22 protein-coding genes are annotated in these 23,937 nt (G+C 49.6%); 6 read left to right on the forward strand and 16 right to left on the reverse strand.

Annotated elements, in window-relative coordinates:
- Window positions 1-69 precede the first annotated feature (69 nt).
- The 5 genes from PAG01S_RS10910 to PAG01S_RS10930 all read right to left on the reverse strand — a co-directional run bounded on the left by PAG01S_RS10910 (window position 70) and on the right by PAG01S_RS10930 (window position 5,569).
- The gene (locus PAG01S_RS10910; RefSeq protein WP_062758638.1) at window positions 70-489 is read right to left on the reverse strand and encodes a hypothetical protein; all 420 of its coding nucleotides are present in this window, start codon (window positions 487-489) and stop codon (window positions 70-72) included.
- A gap of 95 nt (window positions 490-584) precedes the next feature.
- Window positions 585-1,004, reverse strand: coding sequence for a hypothetical protein (locus PAG01S_RS10915; RefSeq protein ID WP_062758641.1), 420 nt, complete (start codon window positions 1,002-1,004; stop codon window positions 585-587).
- Window positions 1,005-1,016: 12 nt separating this feature from the next.
- Entirely contained in the window at window positions 1,017-2,846 is a 1,830-nt protein-coding gene (locus tag PAG01S_RS10920; RefSeq protein WP_062758644.1) for a hypothetical protein, read from the reverse strand.
- On the reverse strand, window positions 2,839-4,359 hold the full coding sequence (locus PAG01S_RS10925; protein WP_062758647.1) for a site-specific integrase: 1,521 nt from the start codon (window positions 4,357-4,359) through the stop codon (window positions 2,839-2,841). Before PAG01S_RS10925 ends, PAG01S_RS10920 begins: the two co-directional genes overlap by 8 nt.
- On the reverse strand, window positions 4,352-5,569 hold the full coding sequence (locus tag PAG01S_RS10930) for a tyrosine-type recombinase/integrase (RefSeq protein WP_062758650.1): 1,218 nt from the start codon (window positions 5,567-5,569) through the stop codon (window positions 4,352-4,354). The genes PAG01S_RS10925 and PAG01S_RS10930 overlap by 8 nt, the downstream gene beginning before the upstream one ends.
- A 405-nt stretch (window positions 5,570-5,974) precedes the next feature.
- Here PAG01S_RS10930 and PAG01S_RS10935 point away from each other — a divergent pair, with 405 nt between their 5' ends.
- Window positions 5,975-6,382 (forward strand): hypothetical protein, encoded by a 408-nt coding sequence (locus PAG01S_RS10935; RefSeq protein ID WP_062758653.1) that lies wholly within the window; start codon window positions 5,975-5,977, stop codon window positions 6,380-6,382.
- Between the two features lie 94 nt (window positions 6,383-6,476).
- Here the strand turns inward: PAG01S_RS10935 and PAG01S_RS10940 are convergent, their stop codons facing one another.
- The 3 genes from PAG01S_RS10940 to PAG01S_RS10950 all read right to left on the reverse strand — a co-directional run bounded on the left by PAG01S_RS10940 (window position 6,477) and on the right by PAG01S_RS10950 (window position 7,973).
- Window positions 6,477-6,800, reverse strand: coding sequence for a hypothetical protein (locus PAG01S_RS10940; protein WP_062758656.1), 324 nt, complete (start codon window positions 6,798-6,800; stop codon window positions 6,477-6,479).
- Between the two features lie 12 nt (window positions 6,801-6,812).
- Window positions 6,813-7,019 (reverse strand): helix-turn-helix transcriptional regulator, encoded by a 207-nt coding sequence (locus tag PAG01S_RS10945; protein WP_061062976.1) that lies wholly within the window; start codon window positions 7,017-7,019, stop codon window positions 6,813-6,815.
- 99 nt (window positions 7,020-7,118) lie between these two features.
- Complete coding sequence (locus PAG01S_RS10950; protein WP_062758659.1) at window positions 7,119-7,973, reverse strand: DUF6387 family protein; 855 nt, start codon at window positions 7,971-7,973, stop codon at window positions 7,119-7,121.
- A gap of 78 nt (window positions 7,974-8,051) precedes the next feature.
- On the opposite strand from PAG01S_RS10950, the gene PAG01S_RS10955 reads away from it, so the two are divergent.
- The 3 genes from PAG01S_RS10955 to PAG01S_RS10965 all read left to right on the forward strand — a co-directional run bounded on the left by PAG01S_RS10955 (window position 8,052) and on the right by PAG01S_RS10965 (window position 10,725).
- Window positions 8,052-9,176 (forward strand): DUF4062 domain-containing protein, encoded by a 1,125-nt coding sequence (locus PAG01S_RS10955; RefSeq protein WP_062758662.1) that lies wholly within the window; start codon window positions 8,052-8,054, stop codon window positions 9,174-9,176.
- Between the two features lie 557 nt (window positions 9,177-9,733).
- Window positions 9,734-9,937, forward strand: a complete 204-nt coding sequence (locus PAG01S_RS10960) for a hypothetical protein (RefSeq protein ID WP_003854174.1) — start codon at window positions 9,734-9,736, stop codon at window positions 9,935-9,937.
- A gap of 71 nt (window positions 9,938-10,008) precedes the next feature.
- Window positions 10,009-10,725 (forward strand): 4'-phosphopantetheinyl transferase family protein, encoded by a 717-nt coding sequence (locus tag PAG01S_RS10965; protein ID WP_062758665.1) that lies wholly within the window; start codon window positions 10,009-10,011, stop codon window positions 10,723-10,725.
- A 170-nt stretch (window positions 10,726-10,895) separates the two neighbouring features.
- Here PAG01S_RS10965 and PAG01S_RS10970 read toward each other — a convergent pair whose 3' ends face one another.
- The 3 genes from PAG01S_RS10970 to apbE all read right to left on the reverse strand — a co-directional run bounded on the left by PAG01S_RS10970 (window position 10,896) and on the right by apbE (window position 14,332).
- A complete protein-coding gene (locus tag PAG01S_RS10970; protein ID WP_010248354.1) occupies window positions 10,896-12,548 on the reverse strand; it encodes a multidrug ABC transporter permease/ATP-binding protein in 1,653 nt (550 codons plus the stop codon).
- 96 nt (window positions 12,549-12,644) lie between these two features.
- Window positions 12,645-13,286: a DNA oxidative demethylase AlkB gene (gene alkB / locus PAG01S_RS10975; protein ID WP_062758668.1), complete on the reverse strand. Its 642-nt coding sequence runs from the start codon at window positions 13,284-13,286 to the stop codon at window positions 12,645-12,647.
- On the reverse strand, window positions 13,286-14,332 hold the full coding sequence (gene apbE, locus PAG01S_RS10980; protein WP_062758671.1) for an FAD:protein FMN transferase ApbE: 1,047 nt from the start codon (window positions 14,330-14,332) through the stop codon (window positions 13,286-13,288). Before apbE ends, alkB begins: the two co-directional genes overlap by 1 nt.
- Before the next feature lie 171 nt (window positions 14,333-14,503).
- Here apbE and PAG01S_RS22515 point away from each other — a divergent pair, with 171 nt between their 5' ends.
- Both PAG01S_RS22515 and PAG01S_RS10985 read left to right on the forward strand, forming a co-directional pair.
- Entirely contained in the window at window positions 14,504-14,614 is a 111-nt protein-coding gene (locus PAG01S_RS22515; RefSeq protein ID WP_010248361.1) for a hypothetical protein, read from the forward strand.
- A gap of 149 nt (window positions 14,615-14,763) precedes the next feature.
- Window positions 14,764-14,958, forward strand: coding sequence for a hypothetical protein (locus PAG01S_RS10985; protein WP_010248364.1), 195 nt, complete (start codon window positions 14,764-14,766; stop codon window positions 14,956-14,958).
- Between the two features lie 17 nt (window positions 14,959-14,975).
- On the opposite strand, the gene ompC is transcribed toward PAG01S_RS10985, so the two are convergent.
- From ompC to PAG01S_RS11010, 5 genes are all read right to left on the reverse strand, one after another.
- On the reverse strand, window positions 14,976-16,094 hold the full coding sequence (gene ompC / locus PAG01S_RS10990; protein WP_031292696.1) for a porin OmpC: 1,119 nt from the start codon (window positions 16,092-16,094) through the stop codon (window positions 14,976-14,978).
- Between the two features lie 598 nt (window positions 16,095-16,692).
- Window positions 16,693-17,862: a beta-barrel domain-containing protein gene (locus PAG01S_RS10995; RefSeq protein WP_062758674.1), complete on the reverse strand. Its 1,170-nt coding sequence runs from the start codon at window positions 17,860-17,862 to the stop codon at window positions 16,693-16,695.
- On the reverse strand, window positions 17,859-20,012 hold the full coding sequence (locus PAG01S_RS11000; RefSeq protein WP_010248371.1) for a type I secretion system permease/ATPase: 2,154 nt from the start codon (window positions 20,010-20,012) through the stop codon (window positions 17,859-17,861). The genes PAG01S_RS10995 and PAG01S_RS11000 overlap by 4 nt, the downstream gene beginning before the upstream one ends.
- Window positions 20,013-20,028: 16 nt before the next feature.
- Window positions 20,029-21,384: a TolC family outer membrane protein gene (locus PAG01S_RS11005; protein ID WP_010248373.1), complete on the reverse strand. Its 1,356-nt coding sequence runs from the start codon at window positions 21,382-21,384 to the stop codon at window positions 20,029-20,031.
- Between the two features lie 304 nt (window positions 21,385-21,688).
- Complete coding sequence (locus PAG01S_RS11010) at window positions 21,689-23,632, reverse strand: Ig-like domain-containing protein (RefSeq protein WP_062758677.1); 1,944 nt, start codon at window positions 23,630-23,632, stop codon at window positions 21,689-21,691.
- Between the last annotated feature and the right edge of the window lie 305 nt (window positions 23,633-23,937).

Consider the following 23,937-nt stretch of genomic DNA (forward strand, 5'->3'; position numbering starts at 1 on the left):
ATATTAACCCCGTATTTCGCAGTAGGTATTTAATTTAAAACATTATAAAAAATGTATATTCTTTAATTTTTAAATTCTCCTTTTTTTTCTCTTTCTTCTGGCAGCAACAACCTGATTCAGGAGTACAGCTTTCTCATATTTTACCCTTTCCTCACGATAAATATTTTCCGCCTCTTCTTCATTATCAATGGCATAATGAATCATAAAGCGAAAGAAAAACGTGATCTCATGTTCATAGCCAAGGTGCTGAATGATTCTTGGAGAACTCGATTTTAGAGCGTTTGAAAGCATAGATATGATCGTAAAACGATCTGCAAGATCTGTTTTAGATTGTGGAAGGTAGTACTTAATGTAGTAGCCGACACAGAATAGCCACATATAGCGAATTATCTTGTCCTGTGAAAAACCTGATTTTTTTAATCTCTCAATGAACATTTGTAAAAGCAAAAGTAACTTTTCTTCCCTTGAAAGAGCGTCTGTATGTTTCATAGATTGCGTCCTTGCAAAATTGATCAACCACTCCTTGGTTGTATATACAAGATAACATATAATTTAAATTGCGCAACATCTGCGCAATCAAATATTTAATCAGCATTCGTTTCCCTGTCTATCTTGGGCAACCCATTATTAAGTTGTTCAAAACTGATTCCGTGATTTATAGCATTAAACTGCCATACAACAAACCTCTCTTCCAGACTCCTGAGCTCTTCTTCCAGAGTTTTATTTTTGAGTTCGAGATTACGGATGCGCTGTGAGGCGATGTTTAAATTAGCTGGCCGCTTCTCTTCATCATTGCCAGACTTAATATTTTTCTTCTTAATGTTGAAAGCCATGACAATATCTTTGTGAAGCCCCAGTGACTGACGGGTTGGTCGCTTACCAATCAGAGGTTCAAGCCTGTCACAAAGATATTCCCATGAAAGCTTACCTGATTTCTCACTGTCCCAACCTGCTATTGTGTTTTTAATTATGCTGATATCTTTATTATCTAGATGTTTAGCCATATGACTCTCCTTTTAATTATGATTAATCCTTTCATTTCCAATCAGTTCATTTCTGCTCGCGCCTGTGAGATTTTTCATATGTGTAAAATCATCACCCTCCAGTCTTACCAGCGCCCCGTCCTCAAGATTTTTGCTTTTGAGTAACGCTATCAAATCCAGAAGTCTTGCTTGAGTTTTTTCGTGATAGGCCGCCCACTTGTCAGCCCCGTATTCCTCTTCCATATCAACCTTTGCCTTTTCAAGAAGCTGCTCTGTGTAGGCCGCAGTAGCTTCCAGCCTGCCTAGCGAGGCTTTGTCCCCTTTCACGCACACATGATTGCTGCAATTGATACAGTCCCTGAACTTCGTACACGGAGAGATTACGTAGTCATGAGTGCAGTAGCCGAACTCTGTCACGTGAATGGCTGCGTGGCCTGTATCTTTGACATCAATACGCCATGAAGGGTTTGCTATAGCTCTTGGGGTGGTGTTTTCTGGTTTAATGCCGATATTCTGTACACCATGCTTAACTGATTCCCGAACCTTCTCTTCCTGGCTGACGTGGTTATAGGTTCTGTTTTGTGTTTCCCTCACTCGTCCTGACCACTTAGCTAGTTCAAAATCTCCAAGCCCACCACGTTGTGCAATCGTATTGAGTAAGTGTCTTGCCTGGTGACTTCTGAGGGAAAGGCTATTCCCATTTGCCCCTATGTATCCGTGCCTGTCAAAAATTGTTTTAATAGAGTGAGTCCGGCGATACTCAGTGCTTCCCAGATTGGCGCTAACCAGAGTGGCAGTTGGTCTGAAAAGAGATCTTTGCGTCGTTAAACTTGCACTGAGCTGATACCGGAACAGAAGACATAGTGCATTGCTGTATCGAATGTTCTTTTCTTTATCGTACCAGGGAAAATCCGGGTAAAGCTCACGGCCCTTACCGGAAATCTCAATCTCTCTGGCATATGTGCGGGCGTTTTCTGAAAGAGTACTCAGCCTCCTGATAGCTATCTCAGCAACCGGAACCATGACTTCAGGTATCCATTTCACATTTCCACCAAACCCCTTCACGGAATAGAAGCTCAGCCCGTACCTCAGCTTTCCTTCCCTGTCCGCCTCACGGATTTCACAATCAGCAGGGAGCGTCAGGATTTCGGTTACTCTGGAAGGTGCGCACATGAGCAATGCAAAGACGGAGCTTATGAACAAGTCCATTTCTGAAAGCTGATCGTCAGGAAGTGCGAAAATTTCAGCGATAGCATTCAACGACTCTTCGTCAGGTAACTTTGCCTCACGGGCCTCTTGTGCAGTTTTAGTGAGCCTGTTGCTTGCTTCCTGCGCTCTGAGTGGGCTCTTCCAGAGCAGTGACTGCATGATCAGGAATTCTTTTTCTCTGAGAAATGAAACCAGTCCTTCCAGTACTTTACCGCAGGCATGCGCTACTGCTTTGTTGTATGCGCTTCTTAAGGTGACAACGCACTGTTCCAGAACAGTGAGATTAACGTACTGAATATGACTCCGCCCATTGACCTGCAAGAGGGCTGCCTCAAGTGTTCTGAAAACGATATTCAGACGCTGATTGATTTTCTTGCCTCCATTCATGTAGTGGTAAAGGATATAGCTTTTAGCGAACTCAATAAAATTCTTGTCTAATGGCTCATTTACAATAACAGAGCTTTTTTTGACGCCTTTGACAGGGGTTTTAGTGAAAAGGAAAACTTTTGACCAGTTAACCTCCTCCCAGCTCACAAGGTCGTTTTTATTGAGAGTGAACCGACAGTAGCTCACAAAATCATCTATTTTCTGCGCGCAATATTTTTCCCTGCGCGTTTCGAGCACTTTTAACTTATCATTTTTAATATTATCCATTTAACACCTCCGGGTTTGATTTGATTTCTTTGCACTTATTTATCACCTCTGATACTGCAATAATTGTTCTGTCCAGTATCTGTGTAGTCACAGGATCAGACACTATGCACTGAATCCTGTTACGCTCATCGAGTAAATATTCGAGTAATTTTTCATGCGGCCCTTCAACAAAAGGTCTGAAATGCATGCAGGTGTAACAGGGGATGGGCACACATGCTGTGCAGGATTTGCAACTGGCGCATTGCCCTGACTTTTCACCAGTATTGATTCTGATATTGCCGCCGGGATATTTATCCTCACTTTTGTTAATCAGCACTCCCTGAAACATCTTTGCATAGTAGCTAAGCTCAACTGAAACGGCATCTTCGATTTTATTTAAACTATCTGGACCTGACTGAACATAAACGCCTGTATACATTAAAGTGGAATGATCAAGTAATTCGCCTATGACGACTTCTCCATAACCTTCTCTGGCAAGCCGGGTTCCTAAGGTATAGCGAAACCGCCTGGCATTCATATTTATTACTTCACCCGTCCTTTCCGAGATCACGTTCTCTGTTGTAGCTATTTTTTTGAGCGTTTGAGTGCACTTTATCGCATAGGCATGAAGTCTGTCTGAAGAAAGAATCTCATGTAAATTCTCACACTCAACAACCCCCTCAAGCCTTTCCTGACAGACAAACAATGGTAATTCTAATATCTCCTTCTCAGAGAGTTTTCTACCGATCTGCTTGCTAAAACTCTCAGAAACAATACGTGCCTGCTCTTTAAATATGTTGAATAATTCATCTGTAATTCTGAATCGCCTGAATGAGGCTCTATACTTCTCACCTTGCTTTATTCTGGGGATATTTATATAGCATTCGTTTATAGCTCTTTCTTTTATGATATCTTTCGTTTTTATCTGTGTGATTTGTAAACTTCTTCTGCCCGTGTGAATGGTGATTAAAGCCATTGCCAGATCAGAATAGGATATCGTCCCCTTCTGGTATGCGCGTGAGACAGCATCGTAAAAGTTATCAAACTCCATGTCTGTCAGAGGCCCCTGGTAAGGGTCTCGTCTTTTAACCACCTCCCCCTTTTTATTGTCTTTTATCGTCCAGTTATCAACGAGGTCTACACAATTTTTGGTAATCCCCTCAAAACCTAGTTCATACCATTTTTTGATTAGGATTCTGAGACAAATGAGATCCTGATTCGAGAACTTATCACTTGATTTTGTTGTTAGCATTACAGCTTCGTCAATTGAATCAAAGCTCATAAACGAAATGAATTTCATGAAAACCCTGTTAATTTGCTTAACAGAACCAGGGCTGATTTCTTCTGCGAAATATTTCAGTGTATTCACATAGCCGAACCTGAGGTTGCCTGACAACCTTTTAGTGACCTCACCCACATTCAGTTTTATATTTCTACTTAACTCCCAGAATTCATCATCCAATCCAAATGTGTAACTTTCATTTTTTGCATGAAAGATATCTCGATGCGCGTCCAGAAAATTTAATTTATTCATAAGACACCCCACTGCGCTTTTGGAAAATAACTTTCTGAACTGCCAGGGCTGCTTCCTCTGATTTTGAAACGATAAACCGTCTGTTGTAGGTCTGTGCTGTTCCAGAACCCGGCTCCCAACCCATATGGTTGGAACGCATTTTCTCTTGCATCTCTTCACTCACATACTCGGTACTTTCATCCATCAGTTTCGAAAATAAATAGTTCCAGGTATGTCTGAACTTATGTCCAGTCAACTGGCTTAAACCTGAGTCAATGCCTCTGAGTCTGTAAATTATCTTATGGTATGAAGGAATAGACAAAGGATCGCCGCGTGTCTCTCCTTCTTTGTGCGTAATAAAAAGGTATCCATGCTTTTTCTTTCTGATGTTGGCTTTTCTTTCCCCTGTAATATAAGAATGTATAAGTCTGGTAAGTTCGTCAGACATAGGTAAATTTCTTTCAAGCGTTTTTACGAGGGGCTGATTGACTCTTGTGTCCTCAATACTGTCAGGTCTCCTTCTTACGAAAAGCATTTGCGCTGCAAAATCAATATCTTCTACTCTCAGGTTCAATAACTCGCCACATCTTATTCCTAATGAATGTAATATCGTGACTATGAGTTGATTTCTCTGGCGAACTTTTTTGTCGAATGGGTTGAATTCACATTGAGGATCAATAATAGAAAGAAGCATATCTAGGTCTTCTTCTTCGATTGTTTTATAGACGTTGCCTTCTGAATTCCTGTATTTTATCTTCGGCCTTCTGGCTTTTATTTTTCGCACAAAGTAGGAAATTTTCCTGTAGCCATCATCTATATTTCTAATAGTTAGCTGACACAACCATTCGAGATATTTTGCTATGGTCGTAAGCCGTATGTACTTTGTCGCACTGCATACACCAAGTTGATGATCTTTGATACTAATTACTTTCGCAGTTCTCATCCTCTTCCCGACAAAATCCCGCAGAAGATCAATTTCGTTGTTATCCAGGAATGTGGCTGTTTGAATTCGCTCTTCAATGTCTATGTTGTGTATAAAAAGAAACCGATAAAAAAGTGCGATACACCCTGCCTGAGTCTCAATTGTTTTTATCGATTCACTACTGTTTCTCAGTTGTGTAGTAATAAATAAACATGGATAAAATACCGGAATACCTGTTTTCTTGTTTTTTATAATGCAATAGCGCTCACCATTTTTCATTTTAAACGTTTTAATACCAAATCTTTCCATAAACTCTCCTTTTTTTCAGTTAAATTCTTTGCAAAATAAGTATAGGTTAAATATTCAAAAACAATGACCTACAATAATTTTGCAAGAATATTTTATTAATATACCGCTTAATAACTGTCAATAAAGGATGGTACTAAATATTCTTTCCAAATGTTAATAAGGTATATATTAGGAATATTCTATTTACCTGATACCTTCAAAACACTCTGTGCAGCTTGATACAACTAACTTCGCTTTATTTCCGTAAAGAATTTTGCAAAATTTAAGCTGTTTTGGCTTTTAATTCTTTCCATTTTATCGACAACTTTCACGGCATTAATTTTTAATAACACAACTATTTAACTAGTCAATACTTGCTTTTATTTTATAATTAGTTATATATAAATAAAAAATTAAGGAGAGTCTATGATTGACATTAAAAACAACCTGGAAATTATGTGGATATACTTTCCTGAAAATGAAAATGAAATCTTGCATGAATTACATGAATCATCTTCTTTCGAGTTCTACGAACGCTACCTATTGGAGTTATCAGCAAGGGAGTTCATTGATTTCTTCCAATATTTATTAGACTACAAAATCGATAATAATCTTGATGATAAACATTCAATATCTCAGCTCATTAGCTATGGCTTTGATCAAAAATCCACTCTCGACGGAGAACCACAATTCGAAAACTTTCAGTCTATTCAATCACGTGTTGCCGATCTTAGAAACGAACATTTAACCCAAAGGATTAAAAATGAACAGCAACTATTGGGTTCCAATATTGAACAACTAGCAGAAACCATAAAAAAGCAAGATAGGTTGTAATTCATTTATATGAAGGGCCATGCATATGATACATGGCCCCATTCCTATCGCTGTTAAATTAACCCTATAAAAATACGATTTATTTAAAATAATCTTACAACTTAAAATCCTTGAATTCATGTTCAGATTTAAATAAAAGGATCATTTTTGCCAAATTTTCAACATCTTCTTTCTGTTTAAATAAAGTCATCCATATTGAAAAGACCGCGTACTGTATTTTAAACTCAAGTTCAAAAATAGCAGATACTGCCCCCTTTATATTCCCTGAGAGATATTCTCCCAACCAGAAAGCAATGCTTTTAGAAAATTCATCATTACACATGGCTACAACTTCGTCATGTTCGAATTTTTCATCAAATGCTTGTTTATTCATGTCCGCGAAATATTTATTAGTGCTGATAAAATCATTCAGTTTCATAATAAAGCCCTCTTAAAAGGTTTCGCTTCGTGATTTAGAAATTAACATTTCAATCCATTCATCAATTTCACCCTCAATAAATGCCACCGCACGAGAGCCAATCTTGATAGGTTGAGGAAACTGCTTTTGATTGATCAACTCGTAGATCCAAGAACGGCTAAAACCAGTCCTCTCAATCACAGCAGGTAAACGCATTAGTTTCGTATTTTGTGTTTTCATGTTGCTCTCCTCGGTGCAGTTTCGACGAGAGCAAATGTAAGGGAAATATGGAGAGGAGGGTTAGTGCGACTCAAGACAACAGAACCGCTGAAGGATAGGTCAGTTAGAATCCGAGAGTTTCATAACCTCCGAAACTCTCATGTTTTTCAGGTGTAGGTTTCGATTTATGAAGAAGTTGAACTGCCTAATGAAATCTATGGTCGCAGCTTTCATCGCAAGGGGTCTGTCTGCGTCTTTGATATGGTAGTGCAGACGAATAACTGCCTCATCATCTTCGTCTGTGTACAAAAGTCTCGACAGCCTGTCGTCTGAAAGGCGTAGGTCATTCATTTTTGCCCACAGAAGCACGTCGAGCATTGCTATGAGCCGATAAGAGATAACCTTCTTAATTGTGCCGTAGCCGAAGCGCACAGCTCTTGACTCGTCAGCTTCAATCCCCTTCACGCGTCTCCATTGCGGAAGAGCTGATTTGATAGACTCTGCAATTTCATCGTCTGTACCACTGGCAAGGTCGATTTCTAAAAGGACGGTGCTTTCACATATCGCTGACATAACCGTAGATACATATGCTTCATGGTGGGGAAGGTTGACGCAGTACTCGTCACTACCTTGCTCCCAAGAGAACAGATTGACCCGGAGACCAGTTACACTAAGTTGAGCAAGTCTGGTTATATCAGTAATGAAGACGTGAGGAACGCTTTGAAGAGTTTGATCATCTTGCATGTAGTTAAGCTGTTCGGGCTCGAAGAGGAAAGGCTTCCCATTGAAGATCTGTCTCATGTATCCACCAAGACCGACCTTTTCCTCTTCAGTCGGCCATGGCTTAAAAAGAAGGGCTCTTGCCCATAACTCGTGGTATAGCGCATTGAGCGTTGTATCTTCAAAACTTTTATAGTTTTCTATGTTCAGCCAAGCTTTAACTGCTCTTGTATCCTCAGCAGACCAATTTTTCATAATTTTCCTATTTGGTAATAAAGTTCGACTCACGATTAATGCCTATACTTATTAATAACCTGTCTGCTGAGAATTCATATGAATATTTTCATAAGTTCGTTGATATCGGGTTTTGAAGATAAAAGAAAAGCTGTCAAGGATGCCGTTTGTGTTCTTGGGCATAAACCTCTTATGGCAGAGGATTTTGGGGCTAGAGCAAATTCGCCACAAATCACTTGTCTTAACGGTGTTCGTGAATCTGACGCTGTAATTTTGATTTTAGGCTCTCGATATGGAGCGATACAACAGTCAGGCCTATCAGCAACCCACGAGGAAGTCATCGAAGCTCGTAATACCAAGCCCTTGATTATCTTCATCGAAAGTGAAATCAGCGAAGCGGAACCTGAACAGGATAAACTGATAAAGGAAGTAAGTACTTGGGAAAAAGGCCTTTTTAGAGGGGAATTTTCTTCAGCTGAAGATCTAAAAGCTAAAGCTCTTAAAGCAATTCATGACCTTGTACTTGCCCGTGCAGTAGCACCTCTTGATCCTGTGGGCCTTAAAACTAGAGCAGTTGAGAATCTGCCGCGCAGTAACCAAACTTTTTCACAAAGCGCAATCAATCTGGATATCTCAATTGCTGCCGGCCCTGATTCAACCATTATCCGTCCTGCTCAAATGGACTCTAAAGAGCTCGAGGATAAGTTATCAAAAGAAGCTCTTTTCGGCAGGCATGCTATCTTCGACAAGCAATTTGGCACAAATGTATCGCTTGAAAATGGAGCGCTGTGTATATGTCAGACGCTAAACCGGGATCTTAAGAATCTTGTAAAGCTACATTCTAATGGCGATCTACTGATCTCATTACCTTTGTCTTCACCTTCAGGAGGCCTTCCCGCCATCATCGAAGAACAGGTAACTGAGCAGCTCTCAAAAGCTTTAGATTATGCTTTATGGATCTACTCTGACATCGATCCTACACAACGATTAACTCATCTCGTGCCTGCACTAAGCATATCAGGTGGCTCCTCAGCCTCATGGAAAACTCAGGCTGAGTACCTGGCTAGTCCCAATACTATGTATTCATCATTCTCAATGGGACAAGATAAAGCTCCGGTCTTCTTGAACCCTGCTCATGTTGGAAGACAGGCATTTACCTTAGATAAGCTTTTATATGTCGAAGATTTCATAGCCCTCTTACGACGACAATGGAAAAGTAAGTAAATTTCATAAGCACATGTTTTAGGCATATGCATAGGCATATTTAACTTATATATCAGTTTTAAATACCTTTAAATGCATAATGTTAGTTTAACTTTTCAAATCCTCTCGTGCCGACCAAATTCCCTGAAAAGCAGCCCTAAAGGCTGCTTTTTTCGTTTCTGTCATCAAACCTTAACTTACCTCGCACCTTCCACAATTCGTTCTATACTTAACTGCGTGTGGGTAACAAGAGGAGAGTTCATGACATATATTGAAAAAGACGATCCAACAGAAGCACCCGAGTCAGGCGATAAGCAACCTTCCCCGCCAGACCAGAAGTAACCCACGGGGCCGCGTCTGACGCGGCCTTTCTATCTCAGCTTATCTCTCCGTTTAACATTCAGAATAGTCCCGTGTGGCAGTTAACATTCCTCTTACAATCAGCAGGTTAACAGTTGCATTATAATCTGATCTGCTTCACAAAATCGGCTACCGGCTGCGCTTATTCATCAAACTGAAACAAAAATGTCACAGAAAATGCCTACCCTGAAATCCCCAGAAATTGACGGATAATTTTTATGGCGATCAAAGCGAAAAGCCTGAAAGATGCAGAAGCATTGCTGCATTCAGGCATTAGCAAAGTGGAACTGGCGTATGACATTGGCAGCGACGATTTCTTTCGTCTGGCAAGCCACTGGTGCGACCGAGGTGCACGCATCAGCAGGGGTCACCACCATTTCGTTGTTTCTCTGAAGAGTTTTGCCATTCCTCCCAACGACTGATTCCGGCGGGCTGCTTGCCCTGATCCATCGCGCCTGATTTAATGCCTTTTTGGTTTTGATGATGGTCCCGCATGCGCTATCCCGACCTGCCGCTGCCGCCTGTTGCAGGCGGCTTTATCCTTTCCCGGCACCTTAACCGCAGCGATCCTTTGCTGGCGGTGAGTCACTTCGATCCGCAAAAGTATCATGACGGGCTGGCTGTCGAATGGGATATTCCGCTGCCTGCCCGACTGCAGCAGGCTGTCAGTAAACGGCGTGCTGAATACCTCGCCAGCCGTCTGCTGGTCCGGTCAGTGATGGCAGAACTGGGTATTGCTGATTTCATTCTGACTAATGCAGCCGATCGATCCCCCTGCTGGCCCGCTGGCATTCAGGCGTCACTGTCGCACAGTGCAGGCATCGTTGTGGTAGCGGCAACCCGTCAGCCCTGCGCTGTTGGGGTGGATGTCGAGCAGTTCATGTCGGAGACGACGGCGCATGAAACGGCTGAGTTGCTGATGAACGAGCAGGAACAGCACCTGTTACGGACGCTGCCCGTCTCTTTTTGCGCTGCCGCTACCCTGCTCTTCTCCCTCAAAGAGAGCGTTTATAAAGCCATCTGGCCGCAACTGCTTCAGCCGATGGACTTTCCGGATGCGGAACTGGTGTCGGTAGATTTCTCACAGCAGCGCGCGACGTTGCGACTGACTCAGGACTTCAGCGGATGTTTTGCGATGGGGACGTTACTGGAGGCGAGCTTTGTGTGGCGGGATACTCAGGTAATCACGCTAATCACACATCGGCTTTAAAAAAACCGGCTAAACAATACGCGTTAAAACTTTGCGGTTTAGCCGGGGGTAACACAGACGAAAGAAAAGGTTCAGAATGGCAGAAACCGGAGTTTCTGCTGATCGCTAACGTAGCCTGGTTCAGGCGAAGCATGCCACTACGCTTTTTTGCTAAGCTTTGCCAGCTGCCGTTAAAGCCCGGTGTCGGTGCGTTTTACCGAGTCGAGCGTGGCAAGATCGCGCTCATTACCGGTCAGCTCCGTCAACTTGCCTTCACGCATCTCCAGCAACCGATCGGCATGTATGAAGTAGTGATCGTCATGGCTGATAGCAAACACCGTTTTACCCGCCTGCTGTAGCCACGGCAGCAGCTCGCGATAAAAGATACGTCGGAAGTGAGGGTCCTGATCCGCCGCCCACTCATCCAGTAGCAGCACATCGCGCTCTTCTGCCACCGCCAGCAGCAGTGCCAGTCGCTTACTCTGTCCTTTAGAAAGCTGCAGATTCAGCACTTTGTTGCCTTCAATCTTCAGCTTATCCTGCATCTTCAGTCTCTCAAGCCAGAGCTGAACCAGCGCCGGGTTGGCTGCAACCCCTTCCCGCCCCATTAACCGGTCAAACAGGTGCAAGTCGGTAAAGACCGCCGAGAACTGACTGCGCCAAACATCAAGCTCATCCGCCGTTATCGGCTTGCCATCCAGCAGCAGCGTGCCGGACTGAGGCTGATAAAGACCGGTCAGCAGCATCGCCAGCGTCGATTTCCCGCTGCCGTTGCCGCCAATCAGAAAGACCAGTTCGCCCCGGCGCAGCGTCAGGTTAACCGGCCCGACCTGGAAGCCGTTATCACCATAGTGAAAAGAGACGTCGCGCAACTCCAGCGTTTGCCAGTCTGAGGACGTGGAGGCGGAGTGGAATCCTGACTGATAAGGAGCGAGGTCAAAGGCGTTGAGCTTACGGAATGCGACCTGGGCACTGAGCAACGTCGGTAACGCGCCCACCGCGGAGAGCAGCGGTGTGCGTAAAAACAGCAGCGTCAGGGAAAAGGTAGCGGCGACGGCGGTATTGGCCCAGCCCAGGCTGTTGGCCATAAAAAAGACCATGCCGATAGCGCCTAACGTCATGATATTTGACCAGTTGACCGCACTGAGATGATAAGTATCGGCGCGGACAATGTGGTGTCGCCAGGCGCGGGCATCTTCCTGATAAACCGTGTCGTAGACCTGCTGAGCGCGTGAGCGGTTAAGCTGTAGCTCTTTGCGCCCTTCAATCACCGTCTGATAATCACGATAGAGGTTATCTTCGATTTCCCGCAGCTTTGCCATGTGCTGGTAAACCCGCGAGACCAGCAGCCAGCCGCCAACCAGCGTGACACCCAGCCAGACACTGGTTACCAGCAGCATTTTAGGCGACAGCCACGCAAGATAGATCGCCGAGCCAAGCGTAATAATCACACCCTGAAAGAGCTCCGGCAGGCGCACAAAGGCCAGAGTAATGGCCCGCACGTCGCTGGTCAGGCCCGCCAGCAGCTGCGCACTGCCGAGTTGCTCGATGCGTTCAATGCGGGTATCGAGGATACGCTTGATAAATTCGCCGCGCAGTCGCCAGACAAACTGATGGCCAAGCATGGTCAGCGCCAGCTGCGAGGCCAGTGTCACCGCCATCAGCACCACCAGCTGCAACAGAAACTGCGGCAGTACCGCGAATGAGGTGTTGATGGCGACAATCATTTCGCGATTGATAAAGGCGATCATGCCGATACCCAGCACGGCGCTTAACAACGTGAGCGCAATCACCCCGATAAAAGGCCAGCGGAACTGGCGAAAAACAACGCTTAGCAACGTCATGCAGGCAATCCAGCAGTCAAAAAACAGCCTGCAGTGTAATGGGATGCAAAATGATAGCAATAGTTATTCGTACCACGCCGTAACCGGCGTGGTGGGTCAGAAAGCGCGTCGAAACGTCAGGTTATAACGCCAGGCACCCACCAGCGGATGAACGCCTGGCTTAAGTGGCAGGATGCCGTGGTAACGCAGGCGCGACGGCCCGCCCCACACCACAATGTCGCCATGCTCCAGCAGCACACGCTGGGTACTGTCACCCCGTTCGAAACCGCCAAACTGAAAGACCGCCGGTAAACCCAGCGACACCGAAACGATAGGCTGACGCAGATCTTTCTCATCTTTATCCTGATGCAGCGTCAGCTTCGCGCCCGGCTCATAGCGATTAAGCAGGCAGGCATCCGGATTAAAGCCAGGGAACCCCGCCTCAGACGCCGCCTGCTGCGCCAGAGTACGAAACAGCGGCGGCATAGCCGGCCATTTACGCCCGTTCAGGTTGTCCTGCTGCTGATACTGGTAGCCGCGTGAATCCACCGACCAGCAGAAATCGCCACAGTTGGTCATCGCCACCGACATGCGATGGCCACCGGGCGTAATGCGATGGGCAAACGGATTCTGCTCCGCAATTGCCATTATTTGCTGATAAAGCGCCTCTGCATCCTCACGTGCGCGACGCCGCAGGATCACCGCGCCCTCAGCCAGCGTCTCCTGCCAGGGTTGTTCTTCACTAAACAGATCTAACATCAGGGTTCTCCGGATTCAGCGGGGATCAGGAAAGCAGCGAACTGCGGCGACATCCAGCTGACAAATTTATCGCCCTGCTTGCTGATCAGATAGACCGCCAGATGCTGTTCAATCGCCAGCGCCTGGGCTTTTTCCGTGCCAAGTACCATCAGTCCGGTATCCCAGCCATCGGCTTCCAGCGCCGTGGTGGCGATCACCGTGGCGGAAACCAGTTTATGCTCAATTGGCCGTCCGGTAACGGGATCGATCACATGAGAAATGCGTTTGCCGTCCAGTTCATAATAGTTGCGATAGCTGCCGGAGGTACTGATGCCGTGTCCCTGCAGATTAACACGCGCCTGAACCGCATTCTCACGATCGGTCGGTTTCTGAATCGCCACCCGCCACAGCTGCTGCTGCGCATTAAGGCCACGGCTCAGCACGGCGCCGCCCACAGACACCAGATAGTTATTGATGCCGAGCTGCTCCATCAGTCGCGCCAGATGATCGGTGGCGAAGCCCTCGCCCACCGTCGAGAGATCGACATAGAGACCTGGCAGATCTTTCTGCAGCCACTGTCCGTCTGCGCCCTGCACCACCCGCAGATGCTGCAATCCGGTCTGCGCCCGGGCGGCGGCGATTTGTGCCGCATCCGGCGTATGGCCGGGCTGCTTCGTCGGGCCAAAGCCCCATAAGTTGACCAGTGGCCCGACGGTAATATCCATCGCCCCGCCGGTTTTACGGCCAATCCGCAGTGAGGTGGTGACAATATCTGCCATGTTTTCACTCACCGGCTGCGGTGACAGGTCACGGCTTTGGTTGAAGCGCGATAAGGCGGAGTCTGGCTTCCAGGTAGAGAGCTCCGCATCGTCCGCATCCAGCTGCTGCTGAATCCGCTGTTGCAGTTCCGCTCTGCGCTCACTCGCCACACCGGCCAGGCTTACCCGCCAGACGGTTCCCATGGTTTTTCCTTCCAGCACCAGCGCGGATGTGGTCGCTGGCTTATCACAGGCCGTTAACATCAACGCTAACATCGCTATAAACAGCAGATTAATCTGAGAACGCATCTTTCCTCACTTGTAACACTTTATTCAGCTCTGCTACAAAGCATAAACTTCGGGTAAAGACGCTTAAAGAGAGTTGAATATTTCTCTGAAACCTATCAGTATCCACCGGTCATCTACCCTGTATCCGCCTTTAATCAGGCGACTAACGTTAACCAAAGTAAGGAGCGGCAGATGATCTATCTGATTCTCGTCATTGCCCTGGGGCTGTTTATCTTCAGTAGCTATAAAGTCTTGCATCAGCGTCGTCATCGTCACATGACACCCTCACGCCCGCGCCAATAACAGGCTTCACTGCACCTGATTGGGGCAAGATCGCCCTGACGCGCGCGGCAAGTGTACCAAAGTGCGCGCGAGGTCTGTGGCTGTGAGAGCGGTAAAGCTGGCATGAATTCTGCACTGTTGAAACAGTGTTTATCTCTGAGAGGTGCAGAATGAAAAATTCACAGAAGTGGCAGTCAGCATGGCATCACTGGCTAAGCTTTTCAGCCTTCACCCTGGCAGGCGTGGCATTTGAAGGCGCGCGATTCGGCAGCGTGGTGTCGTCAGTGACAACCGCGCCGGAAGCCACCAAGTGGCGAAAGGCTGAAGCGCTCAGCCCGAAAGGTGACGCAGGAGCGCAGCGGTAACTGCGCTCCCGTACAACTCAGAACTGGTAAACCAGACCCAGTGCCACCACGTCGTCGGTATTGATACCGGCTGCGTCGGTGAAAGCGTTGTCGTCCAGCAGGTTGATCTGGTAATCAACATAGGTGGACATGTTTTTGTTGAAGTAGTAGGTCGCGCCAACGTCGATATATTTTTTCAGATTCTGTTTACCCCAGTTCTGAACATCGGTGCCGCGTGAGGTGACGTACGCCAGGGATGGACGCAGGCCAAAGTCGAACTGATACTGCGCAACCAGTTCCCAGTTGTCCGCTTTATCCGCATAGCCATAAGCTGAAGAGTCATTGGTGCTGTCGCCGAAGCGGGTCGCATTGTACGAGCGTGAGTACATAGCCGCCAGATAGACGTTGTTCGCGTCATATTTCAGACCGCCAGTATAGACTTCCGCTTTATCGCCACTCCCGAGGATGCCTGATGTTGCGCTGTTCTGGTCGTTGGTACGGTCAGACTGGAAAGCAGCCGCACCAATGCCGAAACCTGAACCCAGATCATAAGTGGTGCTCAGACCCCAGCCGTCGCCGTTCTGACCCAGTACGTCACGGCCATTCGGAGACTCGGTGCTGTTGCCATTCTTGCCCTGATACTGGACTGCAAAGTTCCAGCCATCCACCAGACCGAAGAAGTTATTGTTACGGTAGGTCGCCATGCCGTTACCGCGCTGATACATAAAGTTATCTGCGCCGTAGGTGTCGCCGCCGAACTCTGGCAGCACGTCGGTCCATGCACCGATGTCGTAAGCTACGCCGTAGTTACGACCGTAGTCGAACGAACCTGCATCACCAAATTTCACACCGGCAAAGCCAACACGGGTGAAGCTGTCAGCCGTACCTTCAGACTCGGCGTTGTTCAGCGCCGCCTGGTATTCCCACTGGCCGTAACCGGTCAGCTCATTGCTGATTTCGGTTTCGCCTTTGAAGCCGAAGCGAACGTAAGACTGATCGCCATCAGAACCATCGTTATCAGAGAAATAGTGCAGACCGTCAACTTTACCAAAGAGATCTAATTTGTTGCCGTCTTTGTTATAGATTTCAGCTGCGTTTGCTGATCCTGCTGCAACCAGCAACGCAGGGATCATCAGGGAGAGAACGCGACGTTTCATTTTATTACCCTCTGTTATGTGCCTTTATTATTTGCCACTGCTAACTGAATGATTAAAAATTCAGCCGGCAGGCCATTGTTGTTTTATAACGGGCAATAATCCACCAGGAAAATGCTACTAAATTTCCAAAAGTGTTTCATACGTCGAAACAGTTATTTCATAATGTAAATAACGGGGAACTAATAACCAGCACGGATCGATAAAAAATGGCGCACAAATCGATAAACCGATTCATAGAGCTATGTTATCAACAGGTTACATAAGAGTATTCCGAAGCACTGAATGATAAAACTTATACGGCATCTGGTAATAGAATAGACCCCGCTATCATCATTTATTCCATTATTACCTTCATTCTCCCCGAATGAGATGTACAACTTATTATTTCCCGCCGGACAAGTTGTCCGGCATTTTTTTGCCTGCTATTTACCGTTGCGTTATATCTTCGTAAACTTTCTTAACCGGGTTAAATTAACTACGGCCTGTTTCCGCACATATTGTTAAAATACGCACACTTTGCGCCCTGGCTGCCCAAATATCCGCCATGTTAATTTATCACCGTAATTAAGCAGGCGGATATTTTAGCTGGTGCGGATTTTCAGCGCTCGCGCATCGATTCGTTGACTTTATTCAGGGGTTTAATCAGATAATCCATAACCGATTTCTGACCGGTTTTAATCTCTACATTGGCCACCATACCGGGCACGATCGGGAATTTTCGTCCGGCACGGTTAGTCAGCTCGGCTTTCTGGGTACGAACATAAACACGATAGTAATATTGATCACGTTTTACCTCATCCTGCAGGGTATCTGGCGACACCGTTTCAACTTCGCCGTGCAGATCGCCATAGATGGAGGAGTCATAGGCGGTCACTTTGACGGTAGCCGCCAGACCGGGCCGGATATAAGCGATATCGCGTGGATTGATGCGCGTCTCAATCAGCAGTTGATCCTCCAGCGGGACGATTTCCATCAGTTTACCGCCAGGCTCCAGTACCCCACCGACCGTGGTGACCTGAATATCTTTAACAATGCCGCGCACCGGTGAATAGAGCGTGGCACGCGTCAGCTGATCCTCTTTGCCTGCAGCAACCTGCAGTTGCGCATCCAGTTCGGCATTATTTTTTACCTGCTCTTCGTGGGCGCGCACCAGATAGTCATTGCGCGCCTCATCGATTTTGCCGCGCAGATCGCTGACCTGACGACGCAGTCGAATCACCTCGACCTGCCCTGCTGCGCCTTTGGCAACCAGCGGTTCCGTCAGGCGCAGTTCATCCTGCACCAGTCGCAGCGACTGCTGCAGATTACTGATGGTTTCGGTGAGATTACGGCGTCGCGACTCGTAGAGCTGCCGTTCGCGCGTCACCAGGTTCGGCTCCTTCAGCGTTTCGGCGCTGAATGTCAGCGGCGTGCCCGACAGCTCCGCCTCCAGCCGCTCGGACGAGGCGCGCAGGGTGCGCACTTTGGCCTGCGCCTCGCCGAAGTTCGACTGGAAGCGTGTCGGATCGAGGGTCGCCAGCACCTGCCCTTTTTCGACAATGTCGCCCTCATGCACGTTAAGCTGTTTGACGATGCCGCCATCCAGGCTGTCAATCACCTGCGCGCGGCTGGAAGGAGTGACTTTACCGGTGCCGACCGTGACCTCATCCAGAATGGCAAAGTGCGCCCAGATGAGAAAAATCGCCAGCGCGGCGGTGCAGAGCCAGATAATCGCCGATGTCCGGCGCTCATGACGGGCAAGATCTTTATCAACAATAACCAGACTCATGCGGTGTCTCCTTTACCTGGCGACGGTGCCGACGCGGGTGTCGTCGCACGGCGCAGGATCTCGTCGCGCGGGCCGTCGGCCACAATCCGGCCGTTATCCATCACCACTATACGATCGACCATCTTCAGCAGCGCCGGACGGTGCGTCACCAGCACCAGCGTCCGGCCGCTGATCCAGCCCTGCAGCTGACGGATCACATGCTCCTCCAGCTGTTCATCCATCGCCGCAGTGGGTTCATCCAGCAACACCACCTGCGGCTGACGCAGGATCAACCGGCTCAGCATCACCATCTGACGCTGGCCGCCCGAAAGCCCGCGCCCGCCTTCATTGATAATGCGGTCCAGGCTGGCGGCATCCTGCTGGACCAGCGACAGCGCGCCACTGATGCGCAGCGCCTGCAGCATCTCCTGTTCGCTGGCATGGGGATTGCCCAGCATCAGATTCTGCCGCAGCGTGCCAAAAAAGAGGCGGGAGTCGTGCGACAGCCAGCCGAGCTGACGACGTAAATCGGTGGGATCGATACGCTCAATATCGACGCCATCGACAATCACTTTGCCCTGGGTCGCCAGCGCCTGACCGGCGAGGATCTTCAGCAGCGTCGATTTCCCTGCCCCGACTTTGCCCAGAATGGCAATCTTCTCGCCGGGCTTAATCTGCAGTTGCTGAACGTTGAGCACATTCTTTTCATTCTCTTCGTCATAGCTGTAGTGCACATTGCGCAGATCGTACTGGCCGGTGAGCGTCGGGCAGTGTGCCAGCGTCGTCGCTTCAGGCTGATCAAGCGGCTTTTTCAGCAACTCATCCAGCCCTTTCATCGCCATTTTGGCGTGCTGCCAGCGCGAGAAAACCATGGTCAGCTGCATCAGCGGGGCGATGGTGCGTGATGAGAGCAGGCTGCAGGCAACCAGCGTACCGGTAGTGATTTGCGAATCGAGCACCAGATAGACACCAAATACCAGCATGCCCGCATAGGTGAGCTGCTGCACAGTCGAGGCCCAGCCGGTGAGACGCGCGCCCCACAACCGCTGCTGGTTACTGATTGAGGCGCTGACTTCGTGCGTCTGCTCCCACTGTCGCTGAAAATAGGGTTCCGCCTGCAGCGCCTTGATATCCTCAATCCCTTCAATGGTCTCCACCAGCACCGCATTGCGCAGCGCGCCCTCGCGCAGCCCCTCTTTGGCCAGCCGCGCCATCGGGATCTGCACCAGCAGACCGGGAATGACGATCAGCGGGATCGCCGCCAGCGGAATCAGCACCAGCCAGCCGCCAACAAACGACATAATAAACAGGAACAGGATAACAAACGGCAGATCGGCCGCTGCGCCTACCGTGGTCGAGGTGAGCAGCTCACGCACCTGGTCGATCTCACGCAGCTGCGAGATAAACGAACCGGTCGATTTCGGACGCGCCTCATTACGTATGCTCATCGCCCGGGCAAACAGCATGGCCGAGACTTTCAGGTCGATGCGTTTGCCCATTAAGTCTGACACCTGGGTCCGCATCAGCCGGATCAGATACTCAATGGCCGCAGCGATCAGCACGCCGACAAACAGTACCCACAGCGTGGACTGCGACTGGGCCGGAATGACCCGATCGTAGACCTGCATCGAAAAGAGAATACCGGCCAGTGCCAGCACATTACTGATCACCGAGGCCAGCGAAATTTCCGTGATACGGCGGCCCATACCGCGAAAATTTTTCCAGAACCAGTGTGGTTCATAAGGCTGAACGAATTCGTCGATGCGCGCATCACGGCCACGCGCCGCTACGCCAATCACGCCGACATCGCCCTGGGCGCGTGCCAGCAGTTCTGATAACGCGCTTTCACGCACCACATCGCCACCTTCACTGAGCCAGTAGCGCGCGCTGTTGTCTGAATCGATGCTCTCCAGCACCGCCACGCTGGCATTCTCCAGCACCAGCACCACCGGGGTGATCTCCTGACGCCAGCGCAGTTTGTTCTGCGGCACCATGGTCAGATGCAGTCCCAGCAGGCCGGAGAGTCGTTCCAGCTGCTGTGACACCGGCAGATGTTCAAACCAGCGCATCTGCTGACGCAGGGTTTTGCCATCGGCAGGTTTACCGAATCGCGCGGCTACGCGCAGCATGGCGGCAATCCAGTTATCGGTATTCAGGGTTGATGTACTCATTATTAATGCCTTATCGCTATTGCAGCGAAGGAAGGAGATCGCCGCTGCTTTGCTGGCGATCGATACCCATGATATCGAGCAGATTGTCTACCGCGGCGGCATAACGCACGGTGGCGTCCCAGCCATCGTAAAGCGCGGTGATACGTGAGCTGTCAGCCTGAAACACATCCTGTTCCACGCTAAGCAGATCGTTCAGGCTGCGCTTACTCAGGCGATATTCATCGGCGTAGACATTACGGGTATGGTCGGCGCTGGCCAGCTGCACTTCCCCGGCAGCCTGCCGCTGCTGCGCGCCAATCATGTCGGCATAGGCGGTAGAGGCGTTTTGATTGATGGCGAGCTTGGCCTGCTGAATAGCGGCCTGCGCCGCTTCACGATCGCCCTCCGCTGACTGGGTTTTCGCATTCACCAGGCCGCCCTGATAAAGCGGCGCTTCCACCTGCAGCTGCACTTCATCATCCCAGTAAGATTGACGATCGTTTTCATAGCGGGTCCGGCCCGCCTGCACTTTAATCGTCGGCCAGTGACCGGACTCTGCCTGGCGCACCCGTTCACGAGCGGCTTCCTGTTTCGACTGCGCGCTGCGCACCGCCGCGCTGCTTTCATAGGCGATTTTGTCGAGGGTGATCTGCTGCTTAAGCAGCGCCTGTGGCAGTTCAGGCAGCGTGGCGGGAACCACGCCGGTCAGCACGGTCAGTTGCGCGGTGGCGGAACGATGCTGGGCGCGATATTGCTCCAGCGTGGCCTGCATCGCGGCGATGCGGGTTTCTGCCTGCAGCACGTCGGACTGGGAATTGAGGCCGGCATCGGCGCGCAGCTTCGCGATATCCCGCACGCGCTTCAGCGAGGCAATATTGGTATGCGCCGTTTCTGCCAGCGCCTGGTAACGTTTGACTTCGAGGTAGGCCTGCAGCGTATCTTCCGCCACGGTGGTCATCGAGTCGAACAGGCTGTAACGATAAGCATCCGACAGCGCGTGCTGCTCATCGATGGCGCTGCCGGTGCGACCAAAGTCGTAGAGCAGTTGGCTGAGTGTGATACCGCCGGAGCCGTTATTGTTCAGGCTCCCGGCTGAGTCGGTCTGATGAGAGCGTCCCGCCGCGCCCTGTAGTGAGATCTGCGGATACCAGGCGCTGCGGGCGGCATCAAGATCCCCCTCACCGATGTGGATCTGTGCCGCCGCTTCCGAGATTTTCGGATTGCGGGCGAAGGCCCGAAGAATGGCGTCGCGCAGCGTTAAGCTGGCAATCTGCTCTTCGGTGGGCGCGGCGCGCCAGTTAAATTCGGCTTTAGGTAAGGGTGCGGCAAAGGCCGCGTGCACTGCAACGCCACTCAGGGCGCACAACAAAAAAGTTAATCGCGCTTTGTTCATTATCCATACCAACAGGGGTTCTTATCATCATGGTGTTTTTCCTGGTGAACAAAGCGAGCAAAAAGGGGTGCTACTCAGCGTCTGACAGATTTATTGCGTTATTTTATTTATGGTTCGCAAGCGAGACGCTAAACGACCTTTAACATTATTAGATCAGATCCCGCGCTTATTCCTGCTAAAAACAGATGAAATCGTTAATATTTCTGCTGAACGGACGAAAAGCAACCATTGAGCGCACTCGCGCCAATCCAGACAGGCTTAACAGACCTGTCCGGAAGGCAGTGCGTTTACTAATGTGTCAGCGTCAGACCAGGGGGTGTGCCGCAGGATGCTGCAGCAGGTGGTCGGCGAGCGTATAAGGAATATCAGAGAACAGATGACTTTCCTGCGGTGCGGCGGCGGCAGAAGATGCCTGCGCCACGTGCGCCGTCTCCGCCTGCTGGGTCAGGCTGACCGTCTCCAGCAGCTGGTCCACCGTCTGACCCTCCAGCGGGTTGGCACTTTCAGTATGTGATGCCACCTGCACCGTCTGGCTGGCACTGGCCAGATTACCGGCGCTGTCTTTGCCGCTGACTGTCATCTGGTACTCACCATCGTCCAGCGGTGCCAGCTGCCCGGCCAGAATGGTCAGCGCCCAGCCGCCATCGGCTTTTACACTGGCGCTGTAGTGCTGATCGCCCAGCGTTAATTCCACCAGGCTGCCCGGTTGCAGATGACTGGAGCTGCCCTGAATCAGATGCCAGCTGTTGACATCGGCAGCATCAATTTTGTTATCACCAAAAGCCGTGTCCAGGGTCAGCGTCGGCCGCTGGTGCACGGCTACGGTAAACAGTTTATCGCTGGTCTGGGTGTCGCTGTTGCCATATTCATCCCAGCGGTGAAAGGTGGCGGCGACCGGGCCATCCGGCAGTGCCAGCAGCTCGCTGGAGGTCAGTGTTACCATACCTTTGGCATCGGGCTGGTAGGTTTTACCGTTGATCTCCAGGGTGTTGGCGCCTTCAACGTAGAAGCTCAGATCGTGCTGCGCCTCCTGATAGTTGAGCGTCATGTCACCGCCGATATCCATTTCGGTGTAGATCGGAATAAAACCGGTGTGGATATTCAGCTCATGCGTGACGTCGATATAGTTTTTGGCCCCGTCGATCGACCAGGCGCGGATTTCCCCAACGTTGATAAAGGCGTGCACATCCGCTGCCGGGATCACCACCTGCCAGTGTCCATCATCGCCTATGGTGGCGGCATAATCTTTCTGGTTGGCACCCGTGATCACCAGGCGATGGCCCGGCATGACGGTGGAGAGCGTGCCGCTCAGTAGCAGGTCCTGCTGGCTTTCTGCCAGGTTTATCACATCGTCCGCAGTGATCTTATCGAAGCTAATTTTTGGCAGGCTACTCAGATGGGTGATCAGCGTCAGATCGTGATATTCGGTGGCGGTTTTTCCATTGGGATCGGTCGCCGTGACTTTCAGGCTGTAGACCCCGTCTTTCAGCGCCTGCATATCGCTTTCATGAAATGAGCCATACCACTTACCGTCATTTCCCATGCTGGCGGTGGTGGTTTGCGTACCCAGCGTCAGTTTCAGCACCGACCCCACCGGCAAGTGCGTTGCGCTGCCGCTAATCTCGACGCCATAAATGCTCTCAGCAATACTCACCGCGTTGTCACCACTGACCGTGTCCACGGTCAGGGTAGGTTTGATCGTGCGGTCGGTATAGAGACCAAAATCAACGGTAGTTGCCGTGCTTTGCCCTGCTTTATCGGTAATGGTCAGCGTCAGCGTGTGATTGCCATCCGCTACGCCTTTCAGCGCATCAGCCGGCATGGAGGCGTTCCAGTAGCCCCACTTATTGACGGTGCTGTGCCAGCTTTGATCGTTGAAGGTCAGCGTTACGGTGGAGCCCGCTTCACCTTCAGCACGACCGCGCAGATGCACCGGCTTTTGCGCTTCCCAGCCAGCGATCACGCCATCACTGGCGATCGGTTCATAGGGTCGCAGCATAGCGGGCGGCGAACTTTTCACCGCGCTGACAGCCAGTGTGCTGTCGTTGAGCGGGCTGCTATGCAGTGACTCGGTGGAGAGCGTAGTGATCGGCAGGCTCTGGCCCGGCGTGGCGAAAGGAAGGCTCAGACTTTGCGTGGCGGCTGGCGCAATGGCGGGCACAGCGCTATCGGCGACGGCAAAATCGCTCACCGCCGTCTGAAAAATGGATTCAAGCCGGGTAGTACGAAGCGTATCGCGTGATGACATAGGTAACCTCAGTTCAGAACAGAAACGCAGACAAAAACCATCGGATAAACCGATCGTTTAGTCTGACGACATGGTAGTGGGACAGCTGAAGCTGCCCGTTTCCGCTGGTCGGAACCGGTTACCCGCAGGTAACAAGGATTGATAAACAGGACGCTAATAAAAGCGCCAAATAGAGTCAGAATGCTGATTTTAGGGCGTGACGCCGTTTGTTGCGCCTACCCTAATCTTTCATTCTGCTAATGAATAGTGGCGATAATCTGGAAAATGCAATTATCACGTGACTAAAACAAAAAAAAGCGGGTGCT

This window comes from Pantoea agglomerans NBRC 102470, assembly GCF_001598475.1.
In the GTDB taxonomy this organism is placed as follows: Bacteria; Pseudomonadota; Gammaproteobacteria; order Enterobacterales; family Enterobacteriaceae; genus Pantoea; species Pantoea agglomerans.